At 31.2% G+C, this 12,900-nt stretch carries 11 protein-coding genes; all 11 read left to right on the forward strand.

All coding sequences use genetic code 11. The features are described from left to right. The first annotated feature begins 170 nt into the window (after positions 1-170). The 11 genes from ychF (at position 171) to AC1RRQ_RS02725 (ending at position 12,891) form a co-directional block, all read left to right on the forward strand. Entirely contained in the window at positions 171-1,265 is a 1,095-nt protein-coding gene (ychF, locus tag AC1RRQ_RS02675) for a redox-regulated ATPase YchF (RefSeq protein WP_493021164.1), read from the forward strand. Between the two features lie 308 nt (positions 1,266-1,573). Beyond that, positions 1,574-2,251, forward strand: coding sequence for a TIGR02117 family protein (locus AC1RRQ_RS02680; protein ID WP_493021166.1), 678 nt, complete (start codon positions 1,574-1,576; stop codon positions 2,249-2,251). A gap of 7 nt (positions 2,252-2,258) precedes the next feature. Further along, entirely contained in the window at positions 2,259-2,933 is a 675-nt protein-coding gene (locus AC1RRQ_RS02685) for a hypothetical protein (RefSeq protein WP_493021168.1), read from the forward strand. Between the two features lie 91 nt (positions 2,934-3,024). Further along, positions 3,025-3,984, forward strand: a complete 960-nt coding sequence (locus tag AC1RRQ_RS02690; protein ID WP_493021170.1) for a YihY/virulence factor BrkB family protein — start codon at positions 3,025-3,027, stop codon at positions 3,982-3,984. Beyond that, complete coding sequence (locus AC1RRQ_RS02695; protein ID WP_493021172.1) at positions 3,981-4,505, forward strand: NADPH-dependent FMN reductase; 525 nt, start codon at positions 3,981-3,983, stop codon at positions 4,503-4,505. Before AC1RRQ_RS02690 ends, AC1RRQ_RS02695 begins: the two co-directional genes overlap by 4 nt. After that, entirely contained in the window at positions 4,506-5,495 is a 990-nt protein-coding gene (locus AC1RRQ_RS02700) for a transglutaminase domain-containing protein (RefSeq protein ID WP_493021174.1), read from the forward strand. It abuts the gene before it with no gap. Positions 5,496-5,569: 74 nt separating this feature from the next. Beyond that, positions 5,570-6,745: a nicotinate phosphoribosyltransferase gene (pncB, locus tag AC1RRQ_RS02705; protein WP_493021176.1), complete on the forward strand. Its 1,176-nt coding sequence runs from the start codon at positions 5,570-5,572 to the stop codon at positions 6,743-6,745. A gap of 161 nt (positions 6,746-6,906) precedes the next feature. After that, positions 6,907-8,775 (forward strand): DNA topoisomerase IV subunit B, encoded by a 1,869-nt coding sequence (locus tag AC1RRQ_RS02710; protein WP_129025130.1) that lies wholly within the window; start codon positions 6,907-6,909, stop codon positions 8,773-8,775. 185 nt (positions 8,776-8,960) lie between these two features. Continuing rightward, positions 8,961-10,160, forward strand: coding sequence for an AAA family ATPase (locus AC1RRQ_RS02715; RefSeq protein WP_493021178.1), 1,200 nt, complete (start codon positions 8,961-8,963; stop codon positions 10,158-10,160). Positions 10,161-10,162: 2 nt separating this feature from the next. Then, positions 10,163-11,224 carry a hypothetical protein gene (locus tag AC1RRQ_RS02720; protein WP_493021180.1) on the forward strand — a complete coding sequence of 354 codons (1,062 nt, stop codon included), beginning with the start codon at positions 10,163-10,165 and terminating at the stop codon, positions 11,222-11,224. Continuing rightward, positions 11,221-12,891 carry a DUF262 domain-containing protein gene (locus AC1RRQ_RS02725; RefSeq protein ID WP_493021181.1) on the forward strand — a complete coding sequence of 557 codons (1,671 nt, stop codon included), beginning with the start codon at positions 11,221-11,223 and terminating at the stop codon, positions 12,889-12,891. Before AC1RRQ_RS02720 ends, AC1RRQ_RS02725 begins: the two co-directional genes overlap by 4 nt. Positions 12,892-12,900: the final 9 nt, after the last annotated feature.

Here is a 12,900-nt window from a genome sequence, read left to right on the forward strand (position 1 = left end):
TACTTCGGTTACGAGGTATTAAATCTTATATTTGCAAAATTTTAAAGCCAAAAAATATCATTTTGGCAGAAACAAAATAATATACACGTAAATCATAAATCATTACAATACAATTGTTAATGGCCAGACCTGATAAACTCAGAGTCGTATAAAATAAATAGAAACAACAGATGAAAGCAGGAATTGTAGGATTACCAAATGTTGGAAAATCAACATTATTTAATTGTTTATCTAATGCAAAAGCGCAAAGTGCCAACTTTCCGTTTTGTACAATCGAACCTAATATTGGTGTTGTAAACGTTCCGGATCCAAGAATCAACAAATTAGAAGAGTTGGTAAAACCAGAGCGTGTACAAATGGCAACCGTAGATATCGTAGATATTGCAGGTTTGGTAAAAGGAGCAAGTAAAGGGGAAGGACTAGGAAACCAGTTTTTAGGAAACATTAGAGAATGTAATGCTATCATTCACGTTTTACGTTGTTTTGATAATGATAATATTGTTCACGTTGACGGAAACGTAAACCCAATTCGTGACAAAGAAACGATCGATATCGAGTTGCAGTTAAAAGACTTAGAAACGATCGAAAAACGTTTAGAAAAAGTAAAACGTGCTGCAAAAACAGGAAACAAAGAAGCGCAGACAGAAGAAGCTTTATTAAACAGAATTAGAGAAGCTTTATTACAGGCAAAATCTGCCAGAACTGTTATTCCTCAAAATAATGACGAAGAAGTTTTAATGGAAGCTTTCCAGTTAATTACGGCTAAACCAGTTTTATATGTTTGTAATGTTGACGAAAGTTCTGCTGTAAACGGAAACAAATATGTAGATCAGGTTCGTGAATTAGTAAAGGATGAAGAAGCTGAAGTTATTATTCTTTCAGTAGGAGCAGAGGCTGATATTACAGAATTAGAAAGCTACGAAGAGCGTCAGGTTTTCCTTGAAGATATGGGATTAACTGAGCCGGGAGCATCAGTTTTAATTCGTGCAGCTTACAAATTATTAAAACAACAGACTTACTTTACCGCTGGTGTAAAAGAAGTTCGTGCCTGGACCATCAACATTGGAGCTACTGCACCTCAAGCTGCCGGAGTTATCCACACTGATTTTGAAAAAGGTTTCATCCGTGCCGAAGTTATTTCATACGAAGATTACGTTCAATACGGTTCTGAAGCAAAAGCAAAAGAAGCAGGAAAATTTAAAGTTGAAGGAAAAGAATACGTAGTAAAAGATGGTGATGTAATGCATTTCCGTTTTAACGTTTAATTTTTTTTCTTGAGATAAAATAGAGTAAAGAAGAAAGATAATAGACTAAAACTGCTGGAGAGATTCAGCAGTTTTTTTATTTTTAGTCATTGCGAGGAACGAAGCAATCACACGATAACCTGTAACCTCTTAGAATAAAAAATGTTTAACTGTATGTGATTGCTTCGTTCCTCGCAATGACAAAATCCGCGCTTTTGCGAAAGCGAATCAGTAAAATCCGTGTTCCATTTTTAAGAAATAAAATTTTTGGCTCAAAAATTGGTTACAGAAAAATTAACCAATTACTAATCTAAAATCAACCAATTAAAATGCTAAAAAAATCTTTCAAATTTCTGGGCTGGACACTTTTCGGAATCTTTAGTTTTCTTGTTTTATATATCGTTTCGGTTTATCTGATTTCTAAAATCACCGTTAATTCAGATATAGCAAAAGTCGAAGAACAAAATGCCGTTCCAATCTACATTCTTTCCAACGGCGTTCATACCGATATTGTAGTTCCAATAAAAAATGAAATCAAAGATTGGCGTAATGAAATACAGTTCAGTCAGACAAAATCAAAAGATTCCCTAATGAATTACATTGCTTTCGGCTGGGGCGACAAAGGTTTTTATTTAGAAACACCAGAATGGTCCGATTTAAAAGCAAGTACGGCTTTGAAAGCTGCATTTGGCGTGAGTTCATCGGCTATACACGCTACATTTTTTAAGCAATTAAGAGAAGGCGATGATTGTAAACGTATCTTAATTTCGGTAGAAGACTATCAAAAATTAGTCTCCTATATTTCAGAAAGTTTTAGCGATCCGGTTCATCCACAATGGATTGAAGGCGAAAGCTATGGACAAAAAGATGCCTTTTATGAAGCAAAAGGAAGTTATAGTCTTTTTTATACCTGCAATACCTGGGCAAACAATGCTTTGAAAGCAGCGAATCAAAAAGCAAGTTTATGGACGGTTTATGATAAAGGGATTTTTTGCCATTATAAATAATCGTATTATGAAAAAAGCAATTTTAATGATTGTTGTAATAATATGGATTACTTCTTGCAAAAAATCTGATGTTCCTCCTTGTGCAGACTGTATCGTTTTTTATTTTGAAAATCCGCAACCCAATAATGACTCAGAATTAGATCATTTTCCGAATAAATTTAAAGGATTATATATAGATAATGATTCAACTTTTATTAGAATTGAAGAAGGTAGAATTTTAAAAGAATATTTCTATGAAAAGATAATTCATAAAGGTTTTTTAGATTCATTAAAAGAAGAAGCTACAATTGTAAATGGAAAATTAATTCTAAAAGATTCTAAAATGGAATATGATTTAAAAACAAAAGGAGATTCTATCTTATTATCACAGAAAATGATTGATACTTTATTTAGATTTTCACTAAATCAAAAAGCAAAACGAATAGGGAATCAATTAATATTAAATACAAAAGATTCTATATATTGGAATGTTGAGTTTCTTTCAATTGAAAAAAACACGATTAAGTTTAAAAATATTTATGAAAAGGCTGACTTAAAAAAGCTTGATTCTATAACTAAAATAAAAGCAAAGATGTTAGATTCAATATCATATTTAATAAAGCCAACTAGAGGCGAATTAAAAAAAATATTGAAAATTAAAAATTTAGGTTACACCAATGAATATTGGAAACTGTCAAATTAAACATGGAAAAAATATAAAATCCTCCTAAAATCCAAGAATTCAAAATTTTTCATTATTGCGTAAATTTGAGAGAATATCAAATAAGCAGCAAATGAAAATCAAAAATATATTCTCAAAAACATGGTTTCTGTTAAAGAACACTTTCTTAGAATTTAATGATGACAACGCTATTAAATTGAGCGCCGCATTAGCATACTATACGATATTTGCGTTACCGCCTTTATTAATTATTATCATTACAATTTGTGGTTTCTTTTTTGGGGAAGAGGCTGTAACAGGAGAATTGTATGGGCAGATTAATGGTTTGGTAGGAAACGGCGCAGCAAGCCAGATTCAGGAAGCTATTAAAAATGTGCAATTATCCGGTGATAATATTTTTGCAACCGTATTTGGTATTGTAATGCTGTTAATTGGGGCTTCGGGGGTTTTTGCCGAAATACAAAGTTCGATTAATTTTATTTGGGGACTACGCGCAAAACCCGACAAAGGAATTAAGAAATTCATCCAAAACCGCTTGATGTCATTCTCTATGATTGCTTCGGTTGGTTTTTTAATGCTGGTCAGTCTTTTTATAAGTACAACTTTAGATTTGCTTAGTTCGCGTTTAAAAGTTTATTTTCCAGAAAGTACCGTTTACTTGTTTTATGTTGTGAATGTCGTGATTGTATTGGCAAGTATTACGCTTCTTTTTGCTATTATTTTTAGAACTTTACCAGACGGAAAAATAAGATGGAAAGATGCTTTTATAGGATCAGGAGTTACCGCAATTCTTTTTATGATAGGTAAATTTGCGATTGGATTTTATTTAGGAAGCTCGACAGTAGCTTCTGTTTATGGAGCGGCAGGTTCTGTGATAATAATTCTGGTTTGGGTTTATTATTCGGCAATAATTCTGTATTTTGGAGCAGAATTTACTAAAGTCTATGCTAAATCGTATGGAGGAAAAATCTATCCAAACGAATATTCAGTAGAAATAGCAAAAGAGATTTATGAAATTGACGGACCAAAAAAAGAACCAATAGAAGAATCATTACAAAAAGAAAAACCATGAAAATTATAGCCTTTGGAGGAAGTAACAGTCAGCAGTCTATCAACAAACATTTGGCAACTTATGCATCAAGTTTATTCGAAAATGCCGATGTTGAAGTTTTAGATCTTAACGATTTTGCGATGCCGGTATTTAGTGTTGATCTTGAAAAAGAAGTAGGACAGCACAAAGCAGCGCAGGCATTTTTAAATAAACTTAAAGAAGCTGATATACTTGTAGTTTCCATGGCAGAAAATAACGGAAACTATTCTGTTGCTTTCAAAAATGTTTTCGACTGGAGTTCCCGAATTGAAAAAGATGTTTTTCAGCATAAACCAATGTTGTTATTAGCAACTTCTCCTGGAGGAAGAGGCGGTGCATCTGTTTTAGGAATTGCTCAAAATCTTTTCCCGCGTTACGGAGCCGATATTAAGGGAAGTTTTTCATTGCCAGCCTTTGGCTCGAATTTTGATTTAAAAGATAATAAAATTTCAAATGTTGAGTTAGATCAAGAATTGAAAAATATTATCAAATCAAATTTTTAAATGCCACAAAAAAAGACTGCCCTTATTTTCTTTTTATTAAGTATTATTTCTATCCATTTTGCTTTTTCTCAAAAGATCAGCGAAGTTGATAAAATTGTTGCGAAATATCCCAAAAACTTTAGTTCAACAGAAAAACTTGCTGATAGAATTCAGGATGATTTTAAATCTGATGGAGATAAAGCAAGAGCTATTTTCAGCTGGATTGCTTTCAATATAAAATACGATTATGCTGCTTATTTAAATCCGCCAAGAGTGCAGGGATTTAGTTATTCTTCTGAAGCAGAAAAAGAAAGAAAAATCCAAGAGCTCAAGAATAAATTAATTCAAAAAGCATTTAACTCTAAAAAAGCCGTTTGCGAAGGATTTACAGCCTTATATCAGCATTTGGCCGAATCTGTTGGGTTAAAATGCGAAATAATCCGCGGAGATTCTAAAATTTCTTTGAGAGATATTGGTCGAAAAAACACTTTTTCAAATCATGCATGGAATACCGTTTTGATTGATAAAAGATGGTGTTTAATAGATGTTACCTGGGGGCAGGGTTATTATGACAGTAGTAAAGGCAGAATGGTAAATGAGTTTGCGCCTATTTATTTTGATACTGATCCTGATTATTTCTTCGCCAAACATTTTCCTGATTCGGGTTCTTATTTAGGTACGCAATTAAACAAAGAAGAATTTCTAAACGGACCCTTGATTTACAATAAAACAATCGAGAACGACTATAAAATTAAATCTCCGGAATCTGGAATCATTGAAGCCCGAAATGGAGAAAAACTTACTTTCGAAATTAAAAATGTGTCTAAGTCCAATCAGGTTTTTTATGTCAATAAAAAGAATCAGGCCGTTAAGGTTTTAAACCCAAAAGAAAAACGCGGAGGTTTAGAATTTCAAATTCCTTACGATAATAATGTAGGCGAGTATATCACCATTTTTATTGATACCAACAGTATTGTGTCTTATAAAGTGGTTCAGAAAGAAAGAATTTGATCTTTGTTTGATTGAATTTTCTTCTTTTATCGAATTGGCGTATCTTAGCAATTCAGGATTCGAATTAATATGCCATGGAAACAACTTTTTTGAAATCGATCTTAGACAATGATTTCTATAAATTCACGATGCAGCATACTGTAATAAAACTTTTTCCAAAGGCAAGAGTTCGTTATGGTTTTATAAACAGGGGAAAACATATTTTTCCGCCTGGATTTGCAGATTTACTTCGAAAATCGGTTGATGCAATGGCTGATTTGCGATTGACTAAAGAAGAAAAGCAGTACTTATCTCATCACTGCCCTTATTTAGATCCTACCTATTTCGACTTTTTGCATGGGTATGTTTATGATCCGTCAGAAGTTCAAATTAGCCAGGAAGGATCAGATATAAAAGTTACGGTTGAAGGATATTGGTATCGCACAATTTTATGGGAAGTGCCTTTGATGGCTTTGATCTCGGAACTTTTTTATAAATCCAATCATTTAATTCGTCTAAACGACGAAGCTATAAAAGAGCTTACGAAGAACAAAATGGACAATTATAACAAGCTTGGAGTTTCGATTTTAGAATTTGGAACACGACGTCGTCATTCTTATGATGTGCATGTTTTAATAAACGATACGCTTCGAACGTTTGGTTCAGAAAGTTATATAGGAACCAGCAATGTACATTTTGCAATGGTTAATAATATCAGGCCTTTAGGAACTCACGCACATGAATGGTTTATGTTTCATGCGGCGCAATACGGCTTTAAAATGGCTAATTTTATGAGTCTGGAACACTGGACACAAGTTTATGGAGGAGATTTAGGAATTGCCTTGACAGACACGTATACTACTGAGATTTTCTTTAGCCAATTTGACAAAAAATATTCTAAACTTTTTGATGGAGTTCGTCATGATAGCGGCGATCCAATTGAATTTGCGCAAAAAGTAATTTCGCATTATACTAAAATGGGAATTGATCCGAAATCTAAAGTTATCGTTTTCTCAGATTCTCTAAATTATGATAAAGTAAAAAGCATAACAGATTTTTGTAAAGACAAAATCAAGATGTCGTTTGGTATAGGAACCAATTTTACCAACGATGTAGGTTTGCCATCTATGAATATGGTTATAAAACTAACCGAAGTTAAACTTGAAAACAGACATTGGGAAGGAGTTGTAAAACTTTCTGACGAAAAAAATAAAAACACGGGAACTCCCGAAATGATTGCTTTGGCTAAAGACGTACTGGGAATCAAATAGTATTTTTTTGTTTCATCGCGGCTTTTTTATAATTTTAAAGGGCTTATTTTTTAAAATCAATTTAAATAGATTTAAAACCTGTTATTATTCATAACAAAAAAAGAATACGCTTTCATTTTTTGCCGATAAATGGTACATTAGCCAAAAATCCAATTCAACTTATGCTAGAGCAAAATCAATATACCGAAGATAACATTCGATCACTCGATTGGAAAGAACATATCCGTATGCGTCCGGGAATGTACATCGGAAAACTTGGAGACGGTTCTTCTCCAGATGATGGTATTTACATTCTATTAAAAGAGGTTTTAGATAACTGTATTGACGAGTTCGTAATGGGCTCCGGAAAAACTATTGAGGTAACGATAAAAGATAAAACGGTTTCTGTTCGTGATTACGGACGTGGAATTCCGTTAGGAAAAGTAGTCGATGTAGTTTCGAAAATGAATACCGGAGGAAAGTACGATTCTAAAGCTTTCCAGAAGTCAGTTGGTTTGAATGGTGTCGGAACAAAAGCGGTTAATGCGCTTTCCAATTATTTCAGAGTAGAATCTGTTCGTGATGATAAACAAAAAGCTGCTGAGTTTTCTGCCGGAAATCTAGTTTCAGAAGAAGATGTAATTGATACTACCAAACGTAAAGGAACAAAAGTAACTTTTACGCCAGATGAAACGATCTTCAAAAACTATAAATTCCGTTTAGAATACGTAATTAAAATGGTTAAAAACTATTGTTACTTAAACAATGGTTTGACTATTATTTTCAATGGAGAAAAATATTATTCAGAAAACGGACTTCGTGATTTATTAGAAGAGACAATCAGCGAAGAAGATTTAGAATACCCAATTATCCACTTAAAAGAGCACGATATCGAGGTTGCGTTAACACACAGTAAAACGCAGTACAGCGAAGAATATCACTCTTTTGTCAACGGTCAGAACACAACACAGGGAGGAACGCACTTAGCAGCCTATCGTGAAGCCGTTGTAAAAACAATTCGTGAATTTTACAATAAGAATTTCGAAGCATCAGACGTTCGTAAATCGATCGTAAGTGCGATTAGTATTAAAGTGATGGAACCGGTTTTTGAGTCTCAGACTAAAACAAAATTAGGTTCTACCGATATGGGTTCTGATGATGGAACGCCGGCGGTTTCGGTTCGTACTTTCGTAAACGATTTTATCAAAACCAAGTTAGATAATTACCTGCATAAAAATCCAACAACTGCCGAGGCTTTACTTCGTAAAATCCTGCAGGCAGAACGTGAGCGTAAAGAATTATCGGGAATTAGAAAACTGGCTACAGATCGTGCTAAGAAAGCCAATCTTCACAATAAAAAATTAAGAGATTGCAGAGCGCATCTTCCAGATACTAAAAATCCAAGAAACTTAGAAAGTACGCTTTTTATTACCGAGGGAGATTCGGCTTCCGGATCGATTACAAAATCGCGTGATGTAAATACACAAGCGGTTTTTAGTTTGCGTGGTAAGCCTTTGAATTCATACGGAATGACAAAGAAAATTGTGTATGAAAACGAAGAATTCAATTTACTGCAAGCTGCATTGGATATCGAAGACGGATTAGAAAAATTACGTTACAACAACATCGTAATCGCAACCGATGCCGATGTCGACGGAATGCACATTCGTTTGCTTTTAATTACTTTCTTTTTACAGTTTTTCCCAGAATTAATTAAAGAAGGGCATTTGTATATTTTGCAGACACCACTTTTCAGGGTTCGAAATAAAAAAGAAACGATTTACTGTTATTCTGAAGAAGAAAGAAAAGATGCGATTGAAAAACTAAAACCAAAACCGGAAATCACCCGATTTAAAGGTTTGGGAGAGATCTCGCCAGATGAGTTTAAAAACTTTATTGGAGACACCATCCGCCTAGATCCGGTTATGATGGATAAACATACTTCGATTGAGCAATTGTTGTCTTTCTACATGGGGAAAAATACACCAGACAGACAAGAGTTTATTATCAAAAATCTGAAGGTTGAGATTGATGAATTGGAGGAGGTTTAAATAAAAATCCGCGACAATGTTGCGGAATTTTTAATTTTGAAAAGCGCAGTCACTGTCTGCGTAATTGAAAAAATAAAATTTCGTCACCATTGATGACGAAATTTTATTTTTAGTTTACTTGGATTATCAATTACTTTGTGAACAGGTATGATCTGATTAAATTTTATAATTTAAAAAAGACTAAAATGATTAATAAAATATCGTTTAAAAATTTTAAACTTTTCAACGAAGACCAAGATGTTGAATTAAAACCAATGACTATTTTGATTGGAAAGAATAGTTCCGGAAAAAGTGCTTTGGCAAAATTACCGACATTAATATCAGAAAGCTTAAGTGGTAATATACAAAATCCATTTAATTGGGAAAATGAAGGTGTAATCTTGGGATCGAATTATTCAGATCTTAATTATGGTAAAGAAACAACAGGTCTTTTTAAGTTTAGCATTGAAAGTAATGATAAAAAATTATCTGTTGATGTTCAATTTGGAAAAAATACCTTATACATAAATTATTGGAATTATAATGATGAATTTATTTTAAAGTATGATTTATCGAGTAAAAAATATTTTTTAAATGCGGATATCGAAGGCAAGTCGTATGAATGTATTTTTAGAGGTTTTGAGTTAAATAAAGTAATCGATTCTAATATTAAAATACCAAATTTAGAAGATTTTAAATTTGATTTTGATTATATATGTTCGTATAGAGTTCAACCAAATAAAATTGAGCAAGACCAACCTAAGGATAAGAATATAAAAAAGGTGGGAATTGATGGTAGATATGCTTATGAAATTTTAATAAATGATTTTCTATATTCGGAAAATAAAATATTATCCCAAGTTAGTGAATGGTATAAGAAAAACTTTGAAGAATGGGGTATTAATATTGATAATGATGTATCTCGAAACAAGTTTTATTTTGAACTAAAAAGAGAAAATCCTTTAATCTTTAAAACAAGTTTAGACAATGTAGGTCAAGGAATTAGTCAGACACTTCCTTTAATTACGAAATCATTTCTAAAAGAAGATAAGCCATCATTAACAATAATTGAAGAACCAGAATTACATCTTCACCCTTCTGCTCATGGAGATTTAGCTGAAAGATTCGCAGAATCTTTAAAGGATAAAAATAAAAAGTATTTAATAGAAACACATTCAGAAAATTTTATTTTACGATTAAGAAGATTAATTGCAGAAGGTAAATTTGAGTATTTTACTGAAAATGATATAAAAATTTATTATGTTAAATACGATAAACATATAAATGAAAGTAATCTTGAAGAAGTAATTGTAGATAAGAATGGAAATGTTGAAAATTGGCCAAAAAATGTATTTAGGGAGTCTTTGGAAGAATTAATAGCTATTAAAAATGCCCAAAAGCAATAAATATGTGGATTAAAATTGAAAATGATATTTTTGAAAATGAAGAAATAAAAAAGATTTCATATTTATTAGGTGTTATATTTGATAAACCGATAAATTCCAAAAATAGTAGAGCAAAACCTTATGTGGATATACAAAATCTTAGCGAGTCAGAATCATTTCAGAAGTTAGATACGATTGATAGACAATTGTTGGAAGATTCATGGATGCAATTTTCTTATGAAGATAATACTAAAATGAAAATTGTAATATCAAATGAATCAGATTGTTATAGCTTGGAAGAAGGGACTGTTTTTTTGCAACAACCCTTGTGGATTGTTTTAGAGAATAGTACAAATGATTCAAACTTTATTAAATCAATTATTTATCACTTTGATGATGAAAATAAATACGTGACAGATTGCTTAAATAATAGATGGATTCAATTTGCAAATGCTGGAGGTTCGGGAGCAAAAAATCAAATAAAAGGAGAATTGTGTTCTTTTGAAGCTATGTGTTCTAAACATAATTCAGCTTCAAATAAATATTATAGAGGCTTTGTTTTGGTCGATAGTGATAATGATTATCTAGGACAAGGAATTAAGGAGGATTATATGAAATTAATAGAATTTTTAGATTTCTTTAAAATTGAATGGCACGTTTTAGAAAAGAGAGCGATGGAAAATTATATGCCAGATCAGGTTTTGTTTAATATTAGGAATAAAAAAATAGGTTCAACAAGACCTGATGATAGAGCTTGTGTAGCTTGGATTAATGTTTATGAGTATCTAAATGCTGTAGAAAAAGATTTTTTAAAATATAGTGGACAACCCCCATTTGAAAATTTACATAACTCTGCTCAAGATATTTATAAAAATCAATCTGAACATAATTATGAGATTCTAAAAAATGGAATTAATTATCGAGACAATAATAGTAAAGGAATAACTGATGATGAGAGAAGATTTAAAAATGCCTTTCCAAAATTATTTCTAACATCGCCATTTGTTAATAAAAGTAGTTTGGATGAAAGATGTGGTTCAAATGAATTGAAAGATATATATAACAAAATTAAGAATTTATTATGAGCTCATTAATTAATTTACAACCTTCAAATAATAATTTTGATGTTTACCTTAAAGAAATGAATAATGGGGTAATTCAAATTCCTGAATTTCAAAGAGATTTTGTTTGGGAATTAGAAAATGTTATGAACTTATTAAAGAGTATAAAAAAGAATTACCCAATAGGCTCATTTTTATTTTGGAAACCTGAAACACAATTTAAAATGGCTAAACAAATTGGCCCTTATTTTGTTAAAGAAGATATTATTAGTGATTTTGAATTAATTAATTGTAAGTATGTTTTAGATGGTTATCAAAGAATGTCATCTCTTTTTGGAGTTTTAACGAATCCAAATAACATAAAGAATTTTACAAAAGATAAGGATTTATACAATTCAACTTTTAATATTTTTTACGATTTAAAAGAAGAAGAATTTGTTAATTTTAGGGGTAAAGAAAAAGATAGGGAGAGATATATTGTTCCAGTATATATTTTATTAGATTTTGAAGGCTTCTTAACGGTTTCAGAATTGATTCAAAAAGAATACGATTCGGATATATCCAAATTATATACATCTCGCTTAAAAAAGATTGTCACTACATTTGAAAGATATCAAATGCCAGTTATTGAAATTGCAGGAGGAACTTTACAGGAAGCGATAGACATTTTTACCTTGCTCAATAAAGAAGGAAAGCCGATTACTCCTGACTGGATTCTATCTGCTAAAACTTATTCATCCAATTTTAGATTAGGAGATAAAATTGATGAGGTTCTTGAAAATTTAGAAGAATATAACTTCATAGATAAAAGACCAAAAGAGATTGCTGTAAGAGAGTTAATTTTTAGAAGTATACAAAGTTCATTTGGAGATTTGTATTTAGATAATAAAAAGACTGATATAATAACTTTATCTCAGAATCCTGATTTTAAAGAGCGGGTTGAAATGTCTATTGAAAGTATTAAACTTGCAGCTAAATTTGTTTTTGAAGAATTACTAGTTGTTGATAATAAATTGCTTCCAGCAAGTATGCAATTTATTTTTTTAGTTGAATTCTTTAATCATAAAAAAAAGCCTGTTGCTTCTGAAATTCAAGATTTAAAACGTTGGTTTTGGATTACTTCATATGCAAATTATTTTACAATATCTACACCTAGTAAAAGAAAAGAAGCTTTTAAATGGTTTCAAGATTTTTCGAAAGGTTTAAGGAATGAAACAATCTACAAAGAAAAAGCAGATAATCTTTTTTCTGTTCCTGAATTACCCAAAAAGGTAAATTTAGGAGCTGTTCGTTCTAAAGCACATATTTTATTTTTACTTAATTATTCAAATAATTTTCAAAGAATTAATTCTGATTTTGTTGAAGATTATAAAATATTAAGATTAATATCAGATGTAGATAATAATATATTAGATAGATATGGTGAAAGTTCAAACATGATTGTTACATTAAATAGTTTAGAGGATAATATTTTTATTTTTAAAAACAAAAAAGTTAAGGACTTGTCTTATTTATTGGATAAGGGATATAAAGGACAATATTCAGAATTTTTTATAACTGATAAAATGCGTGATGAATATGAAAAAGGAAATATAAATGAAGTTTTAAGATTAAGATCAGATTTGATTATTGAGAAAGAACAAGAGTTTTATTTTAAATATGGGCTTACTGATGATACAGTTCCATTTTAATTTTTTATT

The sequence above is a fragment of the Flavobacterium sp. GW821-FHT12A05 genome (genome assembly GCF_058807735.1).